The 19,104-nt window shown below is 73.1% G+C and carries 14 protein-coding genes and 1 pseudogene; 12 read left to right on the top strand and 3 right to left on the bottom strand.

Going from position 1 to position 19,104, the window contains the following annotated elements; translation table 11 throughout:
- The first annotated feature begins 11 nt into the window (after window positions 1-11).
- Window positions 12-1,106: an alanine--glyoxylate aminotransferase family protein gene (locus HOO61_RS13045; RefSeq protein ID WP_172259147.1), complete on the top strand. Its 1,095-nt coding sequence runs from the start codon at window positions 12-14 to the stop codon at window positions 1,104-1,106.
- A complete protein-coding gene (locus HOO61_RS13050) occupies window positions 1,099-1,569 on the top strand; it encodes a GNAT family N-acetyltransferase (protein ID WP_172259148.1) in 471 nt (156 codons plus the stop codon). The genes HOO61_RS13045 and HOO61_RS13050 overlap by 8 nt, the downstream gene beginning before the upstream one ends.
- A gap of 6 nt (window positions 1,570-1,575) precedes the next feature.
- On the opposite strand, the gene HOO61_RS13055 is transcribed toward HOO61_RS13050, so the two are convergent.
- A complete protein-coding gene (locus HOO61_RS13055; RefSeq protein WP_172259149.1) occupies window positions 1,576-2,202 on the bottom strand; it encodes a hypothetical protein in 627 nt (208 codons plus the stop codon).
- Window positions 2,203-2,328: 126 nt separating this feature from the next.
- Between HOO61_RS13055 and smc the strand changes: the two genes are divergently transcribed.
- The 5 genes from smc to ftsY all read left to right on the top strand — a co-directional run bounded on the left by smc (window position 2,329) and on the right by ftsY (window position 8,766).
- Window positions 2,329-5,883, top strand: a complete 3,555-nt coding sequence (gene smc / locus HOO61_RS13060) for a chromosome segregation protein SMC (protein WP_172259150.1) — start codon at window positions 2,329-2,331, stop codon at window positions 5,881-5,883.
- Window positions 5,883-6,335 carry a thioesterase family protein gene (locus tag HOO61_RS13065; protein WP_172259151.1) on the top strand — a complete coding sequence of 151 codons (453 nt, stop codon included), beginning with the start codon at window positions 5,883-5,885 and terminating at the stop codon, window positions 6,333-6,335. The genes smc and HOO61_RS13065 overlap by 1 nt, the downstream gene beginning before the upstream one ends.
- A gap of 103 nt (window positions 6,336-6,438) precedes the next feature.
- On the top strand, window positions 6,439-6,615 hold the full coding sequence (locus tag HOO61_RS13070) for a hypothetical protein (RefSeq protein ID WP_172259152.1): 177 nt from the start codon (window positions 6,439-6,441) through the stop codon (window positions 6,613-6,615).
- Between the two features lie 68 nt (window positions 6,616-6,683).
- Window positions 6,684-7,598 carry a class I SAM-dependent methyltransferase gene (locus HOO61_RS13075; protein WP_172259153.1) on the top strand — a complete coding sequence of 305 codons (915 nt, stop codon included), beginning with the start codon at window positions 6,684-6,686 and terminating at the stop codon, window positions 7,596-7,598.
- Between the two features lie 13 nt (window positions 7,599-7,611).
- Window positions 7,612-8,766 carry a signal recognition particle-docking protein FtsY gene (ftsY, locus tag HOO61_RS13080; RefSeq protein ID WP_172259154.1) on the top strand — a complete coding sequence of 385 codons (1,155 nt, stop codon included), beginning with the start codon at window positions 7,612-7,614 and terminating at the stop codon, window positions 8,764-8,766.
- Between the two features lie 127 nt (window positions 8,767-8,893).
- Here the strand turns inward: ftsY and HOO61_RS13085 are convergent, their stop codons facing one another.
- Window positions 8,894-11,884, bottom strand: coding sequence for a glycosyltransferase (locus tag HOO61_RS13085; RefSeq protein WP_172259155.1), 2,991 nt, complete (start codon window positions 11,882-11,884; stop codon window positions 8,894-8,896).
- Window positions 11,874-12,818, bottom strand: a complete 945-nt coding sequence (locus tag HOO61_RS13090; RefSeq protein ID WP_172259156.1) for a rhamnan synthesis F family protein — start codon at window positions 12,816-12,818, stop codon at window positions 11,874-11,876. The genes HOO61_RS13085 and HOO61_RS13090 overlap by 11 nt, the downstream gene beginning before the upstream one ends.
- 214 nt (window positions 12,819-13,032) lie before the next feature.
- Here HOO61_RS13090 and HOO61_RS13095 point away from each other — a divergent pair, with 214 nt between their 5' ends.
- The 5 genes and pseudogenes from HOO61_RS13095 (at window position 13,033) to HOO61_RS13115 (ending at window position 19,103) form a co-directional block, all read left to right on the top strand.
- Complete coding sequence (locus HOO61_RS13095; RefSeq protein WP_367650152.1) at window positions 13,033-14,355, top strand: ammonium transporter; 1,323 nt, start codon at window positions 13,033-13,035, stop codon at window positions 14,353-14,355.
- Window positions 14,352-14,690: a P-II family nitrogen regulator gene (locus HOO61_RS13100; protein ID WP_172259157.1), complete on the top strand. Its 339-nt coding sequence runs from the start codon at window positions 14,352-14,354 to the stop codon at window positions 14,688-14,690. Before HOO61_RS13095 ends, HOO61_RS13100 begins: the two co-directional genes overlap by 4 nt.
- Before the next feature lie 78 nt (window positions 14,691-14,768).
- Window positions 14,769-17,003, top strand: a pseudogene (locus tag HOO61_RS13105) ([protein-PII] uridylyltransferase); the annotation flags it as partial.
- Window positions 17,004-17,145: 142 nt separating this feature from the next.
- Window positions 17,146-18,744 (top strand): signal recognition particle protein, encoded by a 1,599-nt coding sequence (gene ffh, locus HOO61_RS13110; RefSeq protein ID WP_172259159.1) that lies wholly within the window; start codon window positions 17,146-17,148, stop codon window positions 18,742-18,744.
- Window positions 18,741-19,103: a hypothetical protein gene (locus HOO61_RS13115; RefSeq protein WP_172259160.1), complete on the top strand. Its 363-nt coding sequence runs from the start codon at window positions 18,741-18,743 to the stop codon at window positions 19,101-19,103. Before ffh ends, HOO61_RS13115 begins: the two co-directional genes overlap by 4 nt.
- Window position 19,104 lies beyond the last annotated feature (1 nt).

Raw genomic sequence — 19,104 nt, forward strand, 5'->3', positions numbered from 1 at the left:
CGGTCGGCTTCATGATCCGCGAGCGCCACCTCTTCGGTCCGGGCCCCTCCAACCCCTACCCGGAGGCCACCCGTGCCCTGGCCGAGCCGCTGCTCGGGCACCTCGACCCGGAGTTCCTCCGGATCATGGACGAGACCTGCGACATGCTCCGCACGGTCTGGGGCACCGACAACGCGCGCACGCTGCCGCTCAGTGCCACGGGCTCGGCAGGCATGGAGGCGGCGTTCGTCAACACCGTCCACCCCGGCGACGTCGTCGTGGTCGCGGTCAACGGACTCTTCGGCCAGCGGATGACCGACGTCGCCGCCCGCTGCGGCGCCGAGGTCGTCGCGGTCGAGCACGACTGGGGCCAGCCGGTCGATGTCGACCGCGTCCTGTCCGCGCACCCGTCGCCCGCCATCATCGCTGCCGTCCACGCCGAGACGTCGACCGGCGTCCGCTCCGACATCGCCGCGCTCGGAGCCGGCAAGGGCGACGCCCTGCTCCTCACCGACGCGGTCACCTCGATCGGCGGCATCGAGCTGCGCGCCGACGACTGGGGTGTCGACATCGGCTACGCCGGCACGCAGAAGTGCCTGGGCGTCGCGCCCGGCCTGGCGCCGTTCACCATCAACGACCGTGCCTTCGAGCGCCGCGTCGAGAAGCCGCGCTCGTGGTACCTCGACCTCGGCATGCTCGGCGGCTACGTCGGCGAGGCGGGCGTCAAGGGCGGGCAGCGCACCTACCACCACACCGCGCCCACCGCGATGGTCGCCAGCCTCCACGGCGGCCTGACCCGGATCCTCGACGAGGGCCTCGACGCCGTGTGGGCGCGCCACCAGGAGGCGGGCGACACGCTGCAGGCGGGCCTGCAGGAGATGGGCCTCGAGCTCTTCGCCGCCGAGGGGAGCCGTCTGCCGGAGCTCACCACGGTCCGGGTGCCCGACGGCGTGGACTCCGCCGGCGTGCGCAAGGAGCTGCTCGAGCGCCACGGCATCGAGATCGGCGCAGGCGCGGGGGAGCACGCCACCAGCGTGTGGCGCATCGGCCTCATGGGCCGCAACGCCCGCCCCGACGCCGTGCTCCTCGTGCTGGCGGCGCTGGAGGACGTCCTCGACCGTGCCTGACCTGTCGTTGCGTCCGATGATGCAGGAGGAGTACGACGCCTGGCGCGCCCAGTCGGTGCGGGACTACGCCGCGGACATCGCGAAGTCGCGCGACCTCGACCTCGAGGCCGCCATGGCGCAGTCGGCGGGGGAGTTCGCCCAGCTGCTCCCCGACGGCCTCGCGAGCACGGACATGCACCTGTGGACCGCGGTGGTGGACGACCAGGCTGTCGGCATGGGGTGGATCGAGCTGCGGCAGCGTGCCTCGGGTGTCTCGGCCTGGATCTACGACATCAGCCTCGACGCCGACCACCGCGGACGCGGCCTGGGCCGCGAGCTGCTCGACGCCCTGCACGCCGCCGCCCGCGACCTCGGCGCCACGTCGATGGCGCTCAACGTGTTCGGCGACAACACCGCCGCGATCCGGCTCTACGAGGCGTCCGGCTACGCGGTCACGGCCCAGCAGATGAGGCGCGAGCTCTGAGCCCGGTCAGCGCACGCGGTCGACCGCGAGCCGGCCCAGGGCGAGCACACCGCGCTGCGGGGGACGTACGTCGGTGAAGCTCACGTCGAGCACCGACACGGTGCGGCCGGTGCGCACCACCAGCACGCGGCGCCAGTCGACCGCGCCCCGCGAGAACCAGCCGATCAGCATCCCGGCGGACTCGTCGCCGACGACCGGCGGGAACCACGCCCGGTTCTTCAGGAGCACGTCGCCGCCCTCGCCGTCGTCGGTGTCCACGTCACCCACGCACCGCTTGCTGAAGTCGCGGTAGCGCTTCACGAGGTCGCGGGCCTGACGCACGGAGTCGAAGCGGACGAGGTTCTGGTCGATCAGCGACACCGACCGGCGCCTGCTCGTGACCGACAGACCACCCTGGATCCGGCTGCTGCCGCGCACCGCGACACCCTGGTCGTCACAGCCGCGCGGGGCGAAGACGGGCGAGCGGTGGACGCCGCGCGACGGGTTGCGCACGTCGGGGTAGACGACGACGTAGTCCTCGAGCGTCAGCAGCTGCTGGCGCGTCAGCGGCTCGGGCGGTGCCGGCGCGGCGACGACCGGGGAGGGCGCGAGCAGCACGGCGAGGACGGCCAGGACGATCAGCGGGCTCCGCATCGCCCCAGCATGGCGTGGTGCCACGCCGCGTGCAACGGCCTCCGGCAGCGACCGGTGTCGTAGGGTGAGCCGCGCTGAGCTTCCCCAGTTGTCAGTGGCCGTCTCTCGACCGGTGAGGAGCCCGCGTTGTACCTGAAGAGCCTGACCCTCAAGGGGTTCAAGTCCTTCGCGTCCTCGACGACGATGCAGCTCGAGCCGGGCATCACCTGCATCGTCGGCCCCAACGGGTCGGGCAAGTCCAACGTGGTCGACGCGCTGGCCTGGGTCATGGGCGAGCAGGGCGCCAAGAGCCTGCGCGGCGGCAAGATGGAGGACGTCATCTTCGCCGGCACGTCCGGCCGTCCGCCGCTGGGGCGCGCCGAGGTGCAGCTGACCATCGACAACTCCGACGGTGCGCTGCCGATCGACTACGCCGAGGTCACCATCAGCCGCACGATGTTCCGCAACGGCGGCTCGGAGTACGCCATCAACGGACAGGGCTGCCGGCTGCTCGACGTGCAGGAGCTGCTCAGCGACTCCGGCATCGGCCGTGAGATGCACGTGATCGTCGGCCAGGGCCAGCTCGACTCGATCCTGCACGCCACCCCGGAGGACCGCCGCGGCTTCATCGAGGAGGCCGCCGGCGTCCTCAAGCACCGCAAGCGCAAGGAGAAGGCGCTCCGCAAGCTCGACGCGACCGACGGCAACCTCACCCGCCTCGCCGACCTGCTGTCGGAGATCCGTCGGCAGCTCAAGCCGCTGGGGCGCCAGGCCGAGGTCGCCCGCCAGGCGCAGACCGTGCAGGCCGACGTGCGCGACGCCCGCGCCCGCCTGCTCGCCGACGACCTGGTCACGGCGCGCACGGCGCTCGAGTCCGAGCTCGCCGACGAGTCGGTGCTTCTCGAGCGTCGCGAGGAGGTGGAGGCCGCGATCACCGCCGGCCGCGAGCAGGAGGCCCGCCTCGAGGCGGCCCTGCGCGACGACCTGCCCCGACTGGCCGCGGCGCAGGAGACCTGGTTCGCCCTGTCCGGCCTGAAGGAGCGGTTGCGCGGCACCGCCTCGCTGGCCGACGAGCGCATCCGCAACGCGGCAGGGGCAGCCGAGGGCGACACCGTCGACTCCGGCCGCGACCCCGACGACCTGGAGGCGCAGGCCGAGCGGGTGCGCCGCCAGGAGGCCGAGATCGCCGAGCAGGTCGAGCAGCAGCGCGCGTCCCTCGACGCCGCCGTGGTCGCCAAGCGCGCGGCCGAGGAGGCCGCGGCCGAGGAGGACAAGCGCGTCGCCGGTCTGCAGCGCGCTGCCGCCGACCGGCGCGAGGGGCTCGCCCGGCTCACCGGGCAGGTCAACGCGCTCACGTCCCGCTCGGAGGCGGCCGACGCCGAGATCCAGCGGCTCACCGACGCCCGTGAGGACGCCGTCACGCGCGCCGATCGGGCGCAGCGCGACTTCACCGCGCTCGAGACCCGGGTCGCGGGCCTCGACGCCGGCGAGGAGGGCCTCGACTCCGAGCACGAGGACGCGGTGGCCGCGCTCGACGAGATCGAGGAGCAGCTCGCCAAGGCGCGCGAGGACGCCCAGCAGGCCGAGCGCGAGCGCGCTGGCCTCGTCGCCCGTCGCGACGCGCTGGAGATCGGGCTCAACCGCAAGGACGGCGCCGGGGCCCTTCTCGCCGCGACCGACGAGGTCGGTGGCCTGCTGGGCTCGGTGGCAGCGCTCCTCGACGTCGACCACGGCTACGAGACGGCCGTCGCCGCCGCCCTCGGCGCCGCCGCCGACGCGGTGGTCGTCTCCGACGCAGGCGCGGCCGTCGAGGCGATCGCCCACCTCAAGCACGACGACCTCGGACGCGCCGGGATGCTGCTGGGCGGCGCGCCGGCCGCCGACCGCGACTGGCCCACCCTCCCCGACGGTGCGACGTACGCCGTCGACGTCGTGTCGGCGCCCGACGACGTACGCCCCGCGCTGGCGCGGCTGCTGCACCAGGTCGCCGTCGTCGACGACCTCCCCACCGCCCGGGGCCTCGTCTCCCAGCTCCCCGACGTCGTCGCCGTGACCCGCGAGGGCGACCTGCTCGGCGCCCACTTCGCCGCCGGCGGCTCGACCAGCCAGCCGAGCCTGATCGAGATCCAGGCGGCCGTCGACGAGGCCGGCGAGAAGCTCGCCGAGGCCACCGCCTCAGCCGAGCGCCTCGGCTTCGAGATCTCCCGCCTCGAGGCCGCCCGCCACGACGCCCTCAAGCGCGTCGACGTCGCCCTGGCCAAGCTGCACGAGTCCGACGCCACCCTCGCCGCGGTGGCCGAGGAGCTCGGGCAGTACGGCTCGCAGGCCCGCGCCGCCAAGGGCGAGGCCGAGCGGCTCGAGCGCGCCATCGCCACCGCGCAGGAGGCCCGCGAGGCCGCCCTCGCCGGTCTCGTCGACCTCGAGGCGCGCCTCGCCGCCGCCCAGGACGTCACCGACGAGGAGCCCGACACCGCCGAGCGCGAGCGGCTCGCCGCGGCGGCCCGCGACGCCCGGCAGGCCGAGATGGACGCCCGCCTCGCACTGCGCACCGCGGAGGAGCGGGCCCGCGCGCTGCACGGCCGGGCCGACTCCCTCCTGCGTGCCGCGCAGGCCGAGCGCGAGTCGCGCGCCCGCGCCGCCGAGCGCCGCGAGCGGCTGATCCGCGAGGGTCGGGCGGCAGAGGCCGTGTCGTCCGCCGTCCGCGTCGTCCTCCACCAGCTCGAGCGCTCGGTCATGCTGGCAGCCGACGAGCGCGCCGCGGTGGAGGAGTCCCGGCAGGGGAGCGAGCAGGAGCTCATGGCCGTGCGCACCCGGCTGCGCGACCTCGGTCGCGAGCACGACGAGCTCGTCAGCTCGGTGCACCGCGACGAGATGGCCCGCACCCAGCAGAAGATGCGCATCGAGCAGCTGGAGGAACGCGCGCTGGAGGAGCTCGGGCTCGATCCCGACGGCCTGGTCTCCGATTACGGCCCGACCACGCCGATCCCGTTCACCGGCGAGGTGCCCGAGGGGGAGGAGCCGCCGGAGCCCACCGCCTTCGTGCGCGAGGAGCAGGTCAAGCGACTGCGGTCCGCCGAGCGCGCCCTGTCGATGCTCGGCCGGGTCAACCCGCTCGCGCTGGAGGAGTTCTCGGCGATGGAGGAGCGGCACAAGTTCCTCACCGAGCAGCTCGAGGACCTCAAGCGAACCCGCAAGGACCTCCTCGACATCGTCCGCGAGGTCGACACCCGCGTGGAGCAGGTCTTCACCGAGGCCTACGCCGACGTGGAGAAGGCCTTCGACCAGACCTTCGCCCGCCTCTTCCCCGGGGGCGAGGGCCGGCTGGTCCTCACCGACCCCGGCGACATGCTCACCACCGGCGTCGAGGTCGAGGCCCGGCCGCCGGGCAAGAAGGTCAAGCGGCTCTCGCTGCTGTCCGGTGGCGAGCGGTCGCTCGTCGCGGTCGCGTTCCTGGTGGCGCTCTTCAAGGCCCGGCCGTCGCCGTTCTACATCCTCGACGAGGTCGAGGCGGCGCTCGACGACACCAACCTCGGCCGCCTGCTCCAGATCTACGAGGAGCTGCGCGAGAACTCCCAGCTGCTCGTCATCACCCACCAGAAGCGCACCATGGAGGTCGGCGACGCGCTCTACGGCGTCACGATGCGCGGTGACGGGGTGTCCGCCGTCATCAGCCAGCGCCTCCGTGATGCGGAGTCGGCGTAGTGGCACAGGACGTACCCACCCGGGCCGACTACGTCGCCTGGCGCACCGCCACCACGCGCTGGCGCGACGACGACGCCTACGGCCACCTCAACAACGCCACCTACTACGAGCTGTTCGACACCGCCGTCAACGCCTACCTCTACGAGGCGACCGGGGTCGACGTGCGCGCGCTGCCGCAGATCGGTGTGGTCGCCGAGACCGGGTGCCGCTACTACCGCGAGATCGGCTTCCCCGACCCGATCGAGATGGGGCTCGTCGTCGACAAGGTGGGGACGAGCTCGATCGTCTACCGGATCGGGCTGTTCCAGGGCCCGTCCGACGAGGCGGCCGCAGAGGGACGCTTCGTCCACGTGTACGTCGACAACTCCCGCGGCGCGGGCGAGCGGCCGGTGACCCCGATGCCCGACGTCGTGCGCGCGGCCGTCGTACCCCTTCTCCGCCCCGAGGGGTGAGCGTCCTCACCCCGACGCGCCGGTGACAGGCGCCGATGCACGAGGGTCACGCGTCGTGTGCCACCGTGGAGGAGACCCGCCCGGCCCACCTCGGAGGAACCCCGTGCTCGCGATCGTCCTGATGATGTCCCTCGGCGTGCTCGTCGCCGCCGCCGTGGCTGTCTACGTCGCCTACCCGCACCGTGGCGAGGAGATGCCGGTCGCGCCGCAGCTCGGCGACGCCATGCGCAAGGGCGTCGACGCCCTCCCGACCCTCGAGGACTCCGAGTCCCGCGTCTGACCCCGGCAGGCCGGTGACCACCGGCGTGGCGCCTCGCGGCGGCCGGCTCGCGGACTAGCGTGCGAGAGGTGACCGGCTCCCGCCAGGACGTCCCCAAGGGCTACTGCGCAGCCTGCGGGGCGATGGTCTCCCGCGGCTTCCGACCGGGACCCGACGGCCGTCCTGACGCGAAGTGCCCCCGGTGCGGGAGCCTGGAACGGCACCGCTTCCTCTCGCTCCTGCTCGGCGTCCTGTCGCCGGAGCTGCGCGACCTCGACACGGTGGTCGAGATCGCACCCTCGCGGCAGTCGAAGGTGCTGCTCCACCGCCTCGAGGCCCGTCGCCGGGTGAGCCTGGACGCCGGGTACGACGCACGCGACGTCGACGCGCTCGCCAGCCTCACCCACCTCCCGCTCCGCGACGGCTCGGTCGACCTGCTGGTCTGCTACCACGTGCTCGAGCACGTCCCGGACGACTGCGCGGCGATGCGGGAGATCGCGCGGGTGCTCAGTCCGCGCGGGATCGCGCTGCTCGAGGTGCCCATCAAGATGGGTGTCGCGACCGACGAGGACCCCTCCGCGACGCCTGAGGAGCGCGTCCGGCGCTTCGGCCAGCACGACCACGTGCGGTGGTACGGCGACGACTTCGACTCCCGCCTCGCGGACGCGGGCCTGGCGTCAGTGCGGGTCACGCCGCCAGCGCTGGTGGGGGAGTCGGCCGTGCGGTGGTTCCGGCTGATGCCCCACGAGGTCGTGTGGGTCGTGCACCCGGGAGCGGGGACGGCGTCCCCGATGCTGGCCGGCGGCGCCGGGTCCGGGCTGACCGCCGCCTTCGACGCGGTGCTCGCCGACCTCGCGAGGGCGCAGGGCCGCCTCGCGCGCGAGCGCGAGCGGGCCGACCGCCTCGTCGCCCAGCGGGACGAGCTGCGGGCTCGGCTGGCGGCCGAGGACACCCGTCGCGAGGCCGGGGTGCTCACCCGCCTCCGGCGCGCCGTGCCCCTCTGATTGGATTGGCCCCATGGGTGACTGGCTCTATCTGATCATCGCCATCGCGGTCGTCGGCGTGCTCACGCTCGCCGGGCTGCTGACGTCCGGACGCCGGCGCAAGGAGGTGCAGCCGCCCAGCGGTCGCACCGACGTCATCGCGCCGCCCCCGACCGAGACCGACGTCGCGACCGGGGCGCCGCCCGAGCCGGCGGTCGACACCGCCGAGCCCGTCGTCGAGGCCCCGGCCGCACCGACCCTCGAGAAGCCGGAGAGCACGGCATCGCGGCTCGTCCGCCTGCGGCAGCGGCTCTCGCGCTCGCAGGGCGGTCTCGGCAAGGGGCTGCTTGCGCTCCTCAGCCGCGAGCGCCTCGACGAGGACACGTGGGAGGCGATCGAGGACACGCTGCTCACCGCCGACGTCGGCGTCGCGCCCACCCAGGCCCTCGTGGAGCGGCTCCGCACCCGCCTGCGGGTCGAGGGAGGCACCGCACCCGACGCACGCGAGGTCCTGCGCGAGGAGCTCATCGAGCTCGTCGGCACCGACCTCGACCGCCGCGTCCAGGTGACCGGCACCGACGGCAAGCCGGGCGTGGTGCTCGTCGTCGGCGTGAACGGCGCCGGCAAGACCACCACCGTCGGCAAGATCGCCCGGATCCTGGTGGCCGAGGACCTCTCGGTCACCCTCGGCGCCGCCGACACGTTCCGCGCCGCGGCCGTCGACCAGCTCGCCACCTGGGGCGAGCGCGTGGGCGTCGAGGTCGTGCGCGGCCCCGAGGGCGGCGACCCCGCCAGCGTCGCGTTCGAGGCGGTCAAGCACGGCGTCGACAACGGCGTCGACACGGTGCTCGTCGACACCGCCGGCCGCCTGCAGAACAAGGCCGGCCTGATGGACGAGCTCGGCAAGATCAAGCGCGTCATCGAGAAGCAGGCCGACGTCACCGAGGTGCTGCTCGTGCTCGACGCGACCACCGGCCAGAACGGCCTCATCCAGGCGCGCGTCTTCAGCGAGATCGTCGACGTGACCGGCATCGTCCTCACCAAGCTCGACGGGTCCGCCAAGGGCGGCATCGTGGTGCAGGTGCAGCGCGAGCTCGGCGTACCGGTCAAGCTCGTCGGCCTCGGCGAGGGCCCCGACGACATGGCGCCGTTCGACGCGGCCGCGTTCGTCGACGCACTGCTGGGCTGAGCTTGTCAGGCCGTGCACGGGCCGACATCTTCAGGAATCCCCGGCTGCCCGGGGATCGCTGAACATGTCAGGCCGTGCACGGGCCGACAACTTCAGGACCAGTCGACCCGACGGGCCTGGTACGCCGTCAGCGGCGGGCGAGCAGCGCGCGCACGGCGTCGTCGATCAGGGTCTCGGCACGCTTGTCGAAGCTGTGCTCGGCGATGATCCGGGTCGCGATCTCGCGCCGGGCGGCGTTGTCGGGGAAGGCGTCGTAGGGCGGCTCCACGAGGCGCGCGAGCTCGTGCTCGTTGTCGAAGGGCAGCACCAGGCCGGAGAAGATCTCCTCGAGGCCGTCGATGCGGTCGCTGAGGATCCGGGCCCCGCAGGCAGCCGCGTCGAAGAGGCGGTTGGAGGCGAAGCTGTCGCGCCGCATGTCGAGGTGGTGGTCGTTGAGCACGATGCCGGCCGAGGCGTAGAGCGCGCCGACCTCACGGTTGTCGACGCCCCCAGAGGCGATCTGGTCGCGCTCGACGAAGTCGGTCCAGTCGTTGCCGTGCAGGGTGAGGTCGGCGCCGATCGCCAGGGCGCTGCGCACGGCGTAGCGGTAGATGCCGCGTGAGTTGCCCACGAAGAGCAGCGCCGGGCCGGTGTCGGGCTCGGCCCGCTCCGGGTGGAACCAGCGGGTGTCGGTGCACTGCAGCAGCGACGTGACGGGCGTGCCCCACTCACGGCTCACGCGCGCCGACCAGCTCGTGCTGGCGGCGTAGACGAGGTCGAAGCCGGCCACCTCGTCGGGCGTGATCATGTCGGGGTGGCTGATGATCCACTCCACGTTGAGCAGCCCCGGCCGGGGCATGACGCGGTCCAGGCCGCGGAGCACCAGCAGGACGTCGTCGTGGTCGCGCGAGTCGCGCTGCCGCGCGTCGCGACGGTCGATGGCCACGTGCTGACCGCGTCGCTCGAGGGCGTCGGCCAGGGAGCGCGCGAAGTAGGTGTCGCCCCACCGGTCGCCGCGCTGGGCGGCGGGTGCGGCGATGTCGACGGCCCACCGCAGGCGCGGGGGCGACTCGCGGATGCCCTCGACGGCGCGGAGGACGAGCTCGGGGACGAGGACAGACGGCGCGGCGCGGTCGTCGGGGTCGGCTGCGACCCGGCGGCTGCGTTCGTCGGTCACCTCGAGGCCAGCCGTGCGCAGCTGGTCGTGCGAGCGGTCGGTCGGGGGCGGCGGCCCGGCGAGGACGGTGGGGCGCAACGACGACATCGCACCGATGAGCCGCTCGGGCTCGGCGTAGGGGGTGCGCGAGGTGATCACCGCGTCCGGCACCAGGACCGTCCCGCCGACTCCGGCCCGCTGTGCCCGCAGGCCGAGGTCGGTCTCGCCGAGGACGGAGTGGTAGCGCGCGTCCAGCCCGCGGAGCGCGACCGCCGCCTCGGTGCGCAGGGCCACCACCGCGGCGGCCGGCGCGGCGACGTCGCAGGTGCCGATCCGGAGGGCGTCGCTGGTGGGCAGGCCGGCGAGGAACAGCTCGGGGTGGGGGTTGTCGGAGGTGAACCGAGCGCCGGCGCTGAGCACGACGCCGTCGAGGTCGACGACCAAGGGCTGCACGAGGCCGACCCCGGGCTCGCGCAGCGCAGCGGCGAGCCGCTCGGCGATCGGTTGGCGCGGTGGCATCGCCTCGGGCCGCACCAGTACCACGGTGCTGCCGGTCGCCTGCGCGACACCGACGTTGGTGGCGACGGACATGGACACCGGGGCGGGGACCGAGACGAAGCGGGCGCCGGGGATGACCGCGGCGATCGACGCGGCCAGGACGTGGTGCGCGCGACGCATCCGGACCCCGACGAGCACCAGCTCAGACCCCTCGCGCGGCACCGAGCCGAGCCACTCCACGGTGCGCCGCGGCTCCGGCCCCAGCGGCATGACGTGGCTGACGAGCGACTCGTCCGTCTCGCGGGTCGCCGCGGCGTCCCAGTCGACGAGCTGGCGCTCGAGGACGACGGAGTCCCAGTCGTCGCCGAAGCCGGGCTGCGGGGTCTCCGGGCGCCGGAGGACGGGTACGTCGACCGCGAGCGGCTCGTGGTCGCGGGTGAGCCGCAGCACGAGGTCGCGCTCCACCGCCCCGTCGAGGCCCTCGTCGAAACCGCCGACGTCCTTGACCGCGTCGCGCCGCAGCAGCGCGGTGGCGAGGTCGACCGGGCGTCCGCCCAGGAGCTCGTGCCGCGACCGGGCGACCGCCCCTGCACCGGCGACCACTGCCGCCGCCCCGCTCTGGTGGGCGTGCGCCAGCAGGTCGCCGAGCATGTCGGGGAGCCACTCCCGTCCGAGCGGCAGGAAGGCGACGTGCTCGGCGGTGCCGTGCTCGAGGGCCACGTTGAGGGCCCGGGCCGCCCCGCAGCGCGACTCGCGCACGACGGTGATGCGGTCGTCGAAGGCCGCGACTCCCTGGAGCACGGCTGCGGTGTCGTCGGCCGACCCGCGGTCCACGGCCACGAGGTGCCAGTCGGTGAAGGTCTGGGCCTGCAGCGAGGCCACCGTCTGGTGGACGAGCGGGCCGGCGTCCTGCGCGGCCATCACGACGGTCACCGCGGGCGAGGTGCCCAGAGCGGTGGGGAGCGCGGGGGTGGGCCCGACGAGCTGCGGACGCTCCCTCACGACCTCCTCGCGCCACTGGGTCGCGGCCTCGATGGCGGCCGCACGGTAGGTGGCCCAGGAGACCTTGCGGGGCAGGATGCGGGTGGGCAGCGGCGTACCGGGGCCGGAGGCGGACAGCCAGTAGGACAGCGCGCCGTAGGGATGGTGCCGGGCCTCGGGGTAGGCCGCGAAGACGATCCGCGGGTCGACCAGCGGGTGGGGCGCGATGCGGTTGCGGCGACGGCGCTCGGCGACGTACCAGAGAACGGGGTGCTGGCCGGCTCGCTGCCACGAGCGGCGGCGCCCGATCCACTGGGCCTCGAAGAGCGGGTGGGGCGAGACGTCGCCTGCCTCGACGACGGCGCGGGCCGCCTCGAGGGGCGAGCCGAAGGTGGTGCCGAGCTGGGCGGCGACGTAGTCGACGTCGACGAGCCCGGAGGCGACCATCACCTCGGCGGCGTCGTCGAGCCGCACCTGGCTCGGGCGGCGACGCTCACCGCGCATCGGAGTACCTCACCCTCGGGAAGAGGGGCTCGAGGGCCAGCGGAGTAGGTAGGAGCCGTTCGGTGTCGCGCAGCGGGTAGTACTGCGCGGTCTCCTCGAGGAACTCACGCACGCCCTCGAAGCGCTGGGGATACCGGCGCTCGCACAGCTCGAGCAGGCGCTTGGCGTCGAGGTTGTAGGGGTCGTAGCGCAGGGTGTCGATCTTGACGTAGGGGAGCCGGGCGTCGTCGAGCACCCGGTCGGCCAGGCTGCGCGCCGGGTTCCACGGCTCGTTGGCCCGCTCGCGCCACTCGCGGACCTCGGCGCGGGTGCGCGGGAAGTGGGAGCGGTGGGCGGCCCACCAGCGCATCCGCTCGCGGGCGATGCGACGGTCCTCGGGGGTCTCGACGAAGTAGGTGTCGGAGACGAAGCCCGCCTCGTAGAGCCGGCGGGACATGCCGACCTCGTAGCGCCGGATCACCTGGCGGCGCTTGGAGATCGGCTCCATCTCCTCCCAGAAGGTCGTGAACGCTCGCGAGCCGACCACCCACGGCCGGAAGGCGATGAAGAAGGACTGGATGTGCGGCGCGACGCGCTCGGCCCCCGTCAGGCCCCAGAAGTCGCAGGGCCGGGTGGCCATCTCGGTGAAGACGGGCTCGTAGGAGTCGAGGGCGAAGACGTAGGTGTCGTTGCACACCACCACCTCGTCGTACGCCGTCAGGTCGCCGGCGGCGTCGAGGCCGACCTTGTAGCTGAAGAAGTCGTAGCCGTAGTTGGCCCGCTCCACCAGGACCGCCCGCTCGGCCAGCCAGGCGCGCGCGGAGTCCTGCAGGCTGGCCGTCGTGCACACCAGCAGCGTGTCGACCGACGCGGCCAGTGCCTCCACCTGACCACGCACGTGGGGCCGAAGCTCCCCGGCGACGTCGTAGTGCGCCATCACGGCCAGTCTGGACACGGCCGAACACTAACAAGGCGGCCTCCGGGGCCGATCCGTTCACACACCCGTAACACGACGACCCATTCCGTTGCGTGCATGCAACATCCGTCGCAGCCCGGTGAAACCTCGCCCGCACAGGCTGCGGGTCATCACGTGGGCACCGGCATGACAGCGGCGTCATCGCCCGGTGACCACCCCCGTTTCGCTCGTGCTCGAAATCCCTGGAGGTCCTGTGGACGGCTATTACGCCTTCATGCTGGTGGCGACTGCCTTCGTCCTGATGATGACGGTGCCCGCGCTGGCCCTGTTCTACGGCGGCATGTCGCGGTCGAAGTCCGTGCTCAACATGATGATGATGTCCTACGTGGCGGCTGCCATCGTCGGCATCCTCTACGTCGCCGTCGGCTGGTCGATGGGGTTCGGCGGCGACGGCACCTTCTTCGCGAACCCCTTCGAGCTCCTCTGGCTCGACGGCGTCACCACCGACACCTACATCGGCGTCATGTTCCAGATGACCTTCGCGATCATCACCGCCGCGCTGATCAGCGGCGCCGTCGCCGACCGGCTGAAGTTCTCCGCCTGGGTGGTCTTCGTCCCGCTGTGGTCGCTGATCGTCTACTTCCCGATGGCGCACATGGTCTTCAGCTGCACCGAGGACTCGCTCATCTGCGGTCGCATCGGTGCCCAGGACTACGCCGGTGGCACGGCGGTCCACATCAACGCCGGTGTCGCGGCCCTCGTGCTGGTCCTCCTGCTCGGCAAGCGGATCGGCTGGCCGCGTGAGCAGATGCGCCCGCACAACCTGACCCTCACGATGCTCGGCGCCGGCCTGCTCTGGATGGGTTGGTACGGCTTCAACGTCGGCTCCATCGTCTTCGCCGGCGAGGAGGGCGAGGCGTTCACCGAGCGCTTCATGTCCGAGACCGGCCGCACCTTCGCCAACACCACGCTGGCCACCATGGCGGCCATCATCGGCTGGCTCCTGGTCGAGCGCCTGATCCACAAGAAGGCCACCTCCCTCGGTGCCGCGTCGGGCATCGTCGCCGGCCTGGTCGCGATCACCCCGGCCGCCGGTGCGGTGAACCTCTCCGGCGCGGTGGCGATCGGCCTCGTCGCCGGTGGTGTCTGCGCCTGGGCCGTGGGCCTGAAGTACAAGCTCGGGTACGACGACTCGCTCGACGTGGTCGGCGTGCACCTGGTCGGCGGCGTCGTCGGCACCGTCCTGATCGGTGTGTTCTCCACGGCCGACGGCGCTGGCGGGGTCGACGGGCTCCTCTACGGCGGAGGGTTCGGCTCGCTGGGCGACCAGACCCTCGGTGTCGTGGTGGCCGTCATCTACTCCGGCGTCCTGACCACTGTCATCGCCCTGGGGATCAAGTACACGATGGGCCTGCGCCTCGACGAGGAGGACGAGGTCAACGGCATCGACCTCGTCGCCCACGGCGAGTCGGCGTACGACCTGCACAGCGGCACCAGCGGCGGCGGCAGCAGCGTGCTCGCTGCCTCGACCGCCCCCGCCACCACGACCAGCAAGACGGAAGGAGCCAGCGCATGAAGCTCGTGACCGCGGTGATCAAGCCGCACAAGTGGGAGGACGTCCGCGAGGCGCTCGAGACCTTCGGGGTGGCCGGCATGACGGTCTCCGAGGTCAGCGGCTACGGCCGCCAGAAGGGCCACACCGAGGTCTACCGCGGGGCGGAGTACGACATCGCCCTCGTGCCCAAGATCCGCATCGAGATCGTCGTCGACGACGCCGACGCCGACGACATCGTCGGGATCGTCGTCAAGACCGCGCAGACCGGCCGGATCGGCGACGGCAAGGTCTGGGTCAGCCCGGTCGAGACCGTCGTCCGCGTCCGCACCGGCGAGCAGGACGCGTCGGCACTCTGATGGGCGGGCGTCTCGGGGACCACGCATGAGCACCCCACGTCGTTCCTCTCCTCCGCTTCGCTCCTCCGAGCAACGACGCAGGGACCCCGCATGACCGCAGCAGATCGACACACCAGGGCCACCTCGGCCGACGAGCTCTGCCGGGAGGCGTACGCCGCCTCCGGCGGGCCCGTCACCGGGGTGGCCCTGGTCGCCGTCGGGGGCTACGGTCGGGGCGAGCTCGCCCCGCACTCCGACCTCGACGTCGTCCTCGTCCACGAGGACGGACTGGACCTGGGTGGGCTGGGCGCCACCCTGTGGTACCCGCTGTGGGACTCCGGTCGACGCCTCGACCACTCGGTCCGCTCGATGACCGAGGTGCTCGAGGCGGCGGCCGACCTGCGGGTCGCGCTGGGTCTGCTCGACGCCCGCCACCTCGCCGGCGACCCGGGGCTCAGCCTCCGGCTGCGTACGACGATGCTCGCCGACTGGCGCCGGCAGGCCCGCACCCGACTGCCGGAGCTGAAGGCGATGACCCTCAAGCGCCACGACGTCACCGGGGAGCTCGGGCACGCCTCGGTGCCCGACGTCAAGGAAGCCGAGGGAGGCCTGCGCGACGCCGGCGTGCTGAAGGCGATCGAGGCCAGCTGGCTCGTCGACGCCTCCACCCCGGCGCTCGAGGCGGCGCGGCAGATGCTCCTCGACGTCCGCGACGAGGTGCAGGACCTCGCCGGACGGCCCGCCGACCGCATCGCCCCCGAGATGTGGGGACCGCTGGCAGACCGCCTGGGGCTCGCCGACGCCGAGGCGGCCCAGCGCCACGTCCGCTCGCTCGGGCGGCGCATCGGACACCTGTCCCGCCTGGCGTGGCGGCGCACGGACGCCGTGATGGCCCGACCGACGGGCGAACGCGACCGCCGGACGCCCGCGCTGGAGCGGATCGCTCCCGGCATCGCCCTCTCCCGCGGTGAGGTGGTCCTCGACGCCGGCACCCGGCCCGGCGACGACCCCACCCTGCTGCTCCGCGCCGCGGCGGAGGCCGCGAGCCGCGACGCCGTGCTCGCCCCGACCACCGCCGCCCGCCTCGTGCGCGAAGGTGCTCCGCTGCCCGTGCCGTGGCCGGCGCCCGCCCGTGACGCGCTGGTCCGGCTGCTCGCCAGCGGACCGGGGCTGCTGCCCGTCTGGGAGACCCTCGACGAGGTCGAGGGCATCGAGACGTTCCTGCCCGAGTGGGAGCAGATCCGGCTGCTGCCGCACGCCTCGGCGATCCACCGCTTCACCGTCGACCGGCACGTGGTAGAGACGTGCGCGGAGGCCGGCGCGCTGATCCGCACCGTCCGCCGACCCGACCTGCTCCTGGTCGCGGCGCTGCTGCACGACATCGGTAAGGGCTCGCTCCAGGACCACTCGGTGGCCGGCGAGCCGCTGGCCCGCAAGGTCGTGGCGCGGATGGGCTTCACCGACCTCGACGCCGAGGTGGTCGCCTCCCTCGTGCGGTGGCACCTGCTCCTCGCGGACCTCGCGACCACCCGCGACCCCGACGACCCGGCCACCACGGCCGAGCTGCTCACCCACGTCCCCGACGCGGCCAGCCTCGAGCTCCTGCGCGCCCTCACCGAGGCCGACGCCCGGGCCGCCTCGCCCGCGGCGTGGACGACCTGGCGGGCGACCCTGGTCGACCGGCTCGTCTCCCGGGCCGGTCATGCCCTCGGCGCCGAGATGACCCACGTCGCCCCGGCCGGGTCGCTGACGATCCCCGACGCCGTACGACGTGACCCCGCCGCCGTCTCGGTCACCATCACCCCGCACGAGGTGGGCGCGACCGTCACCGTGGTCGCGGCCGACCGCGTCGGCCTGCTCGCCGACGTCGCCGGCGGCCTGGCGGCGCTGCGGGTGCCGGTGCACGCCGCCCGGGCCTGGGCGCAGGTCGACGCCGACGGCGAGTGGGGCGTCAGCGCGTGGGAGGTGCCCGACGCCTACCTCGACGCCACCGTCGTCCGCGAGCGCATCCGCCGCGTCGTCGAGGGCACCCAGCGCCTCCCCGAGCTGCCCGCGCGACCGGACGGCGAGCTGCCGCCCATCGTGGAGGTCCGCCCGGACGCCTCACGCGCCTCGCTGGTGCTCGAGATCCGCACCTCCGACCGCCCCGGCGTGGTCCACCGCGTGCTCACCACCCTCGCCGGGCTCGGGCTGACCGTGGCCTCGGCCCACGTCTCCACCCTCGGGCCGCAGGCGGTGGACGTGTTCTACGTGCAGGAGGTCGGGGGAGTGCGCCCGACGGAGGAGCGTGCCGCGGCCGCCGCCCACGCCGTACGCACGGCACTCGGGGGCTGAGCCGGGCAGCCGGGCTCGGTGGCCGAGCGGACGGCTGGGCTCGTCGGCTGAGCCCGGACGGGGTGCGGCCGTTAGTCTTGGTCGTCGTAGCAGACTCTGATCCGCCCTGATCCACCACCGATGCGAGGGACAGACCCACACCGTGTTCGCCACACTCTCCGACCGCCTTGCCGACACCTTCAAGAACCTCCGCGGCAAGGGCCGGCTCTCCGAGGCCGACATCGACGCCACTGCGCGCGAGATCCGCATCGCGCTGCTCGAGGCCGACGTCGCGCTGCCGGTGGTGAAGGAGTTCGTCGGTGCGGTGAAGGAGCGGGCCCGCTCGGAGGAGGTCAGCGGGGCCCTCAACCCGGCGCAGCAGATCATCAAGATCGTCCACGAGGAGCTCGTGACGATCCTCGGCGGCGAGACCCGCCGCCTGCGCTACGCGAAGAGCGGACCGACTGTCATCATGCTCGCTGGCCTCCAGGGTGCCGGCAAGACGACGCTCGCGGCCAAGCTCGCGCTGTGGCTCAAGGACCAGGACAAGACGCCGATGCTCGTCGCGGCCGACCTCCAGCGCCCCAACGCCGTCCAGCAGCTGCAGGTCAACGGCGAGCGGGTCGGCGTCCCCGTCTTCGCCCCCGAGCCCGGCAACGCCCAGGGAGTCGAGCACGGCGGGGACCCGGTCGACGTGGCGCGCAGGTCGATCGAAGAGGCGAAGCGCAAGCTCCACGACGTCGTCATCATCGACACCGCCGGTCGCCTCGGCGTCGACGCCGAGCTGATGAAGCAGGCGGCCGACATCCGCGACGCCGTCCAGCCCGACGAGGTGCTCTTCGTCGTCGACGCGATGATCGGCCAGGACGCGGTCACCACCGCGCAGGCGTTCCTCGACGGCGTCGGCTACGACGGTGTGGTGCTCACCAAGCTCGACGGTGACGCCCGCGGTGGTGCCGCGCTGTCGATCCGCTCGATCACCGGCAAGCCGGTCATGTTCGCCTCCAGCGGCGAGAAGATGACCGACTTCGACCTCTTCCACCCCGACCGGATGGCCTCGCGCATCCTCGACATGGGCGACATGCTCACCCTGATCGAGCAGGCGGAGAAGGCCTTCGACTCCGAGCAGTCGCTGAAGGCCGCAGAGAAGCTCGCCACCAAGGGCGGCTTCACGCTGGAGGACTTCCTCCAGCAGATGATGCAGATCCGCAAGCTCGGCTCGATGACCAAGATCATGGGGATGCTGCCCGGCATGGGGCAGTTCCGCGACCAGCTCGAGAACTTCGACGAGCGCGAGATCGACCGCATCCAGGCCATCATCCAGTCGATGACGCCGGCCGAGCGCGACAACCCGAAGATCATCGACGGCTCGCGCCGTGCCCGCATCGCCGCCGGCTCCGGACGTCAGGTCTCCGACGTCAACCAGCTCGTCGACCGCTTCTTCGAGGCGCGCAAGATGATGGAGCAGATGGCCCGTGGCGGCGGTGTGCCCGGGATGCCCGGGATGCCCGGCATGCCGGGGCTCGGCGGCGGCAAGCGGGCCGGCGCCCGCCAGGCCGCGCAGGGCGGCAAGGGCAAGAAGGGCAAGAAGCGCGTCTCGGGCAACCCCGCCAAGGCCGCGCAGCAGAAGGAGCAGCAGAAGGCCGCGTCGGCGGAGAAGTCCGCGAACCCCTTCGGCAACCCCGACGGTGCCGAGGTCGACTACGAGAAGGCCGCCGAGCAGCTCAACCTGCCCAAGGACTTCTCCCAGTTCCTCAAGTGACTTCGACCCTGGTTGTCGACGGCGCCAACGTCGTCGGCTCGGTGCCCGACGGCTGGTGGAAGGACCGCGCGGGTGCGGCGCGGCGGCTGCACGAGCGGCTCCTGGTCGCCGACACGTCGTACGACGAGATCGTGCTGGTGCTGGAGGGGAAGGCCAAGAGCGGCGTCCGGGCCGGCCGGGACGCCCACGTCCGCACCGTGCACGCGGCCCGCGACGGGGATGCCGAGATCCGGGAGCAGGCGCGTCGCGCGGGCGAGGCGGGTGGCCAGGTGGTCGTGGTGACCGCGGACCGGGCGCTCGCGGCCAACGTCGCACCGGCCCAGGTGCTCAGCCCGTCCTGGCTGCTCGACCGGCTCTGAC

This window comes from Nocardioides sp. zg-1230 (genome assembly GCF_013155335.1).
Classification (GTDB): domain Bacteria; phylum Actinomycetota; class Actinomycetes; order Propionibacteriales; family Nocardioidaceae; genus Nocardioides.

Excerpts from the sequence above, each read along its gene's own strand:
- HOO61_RS13055 (WP_172259149.1), bottom strand. The coding sequence starts at position 2,202 with ATGCGGAGCCCGCTGATCGTCCTGGCCGTCCTCGCCGTGCTGCTCGCG.
- HOO61_RS13045 (WP_172259147.1), top strand. The coding sequence starts at position 12 with ATGATCCGCGAGCGCCACCTCTTCGGTCCGGGCCCCTCCAACCCCTAC.
- HOO61_RS13100 (WP_172259157.1), top strand. The coding sequence starts at position 14,352 with ATGAAGCTCGTGACCGCGGTGATCAAGCCGCACAAGTGGGAGGACGTC.
- ftsY (WP_172259154.1), top strand. The coding sequence starts at position 7,612 with ATGGGTGACTGGCTCTATCTGATCATCGCCATCGCGGTCGTCGGCGTG.
- HOO61_RS13085 (WP_172259155.1), bottom strand. The coding sequence starts at position 11,884 with ATGCGCGGTGAGCGTCGCCGCCCGAGCCAGGTGCGGCTCGACGACGCC.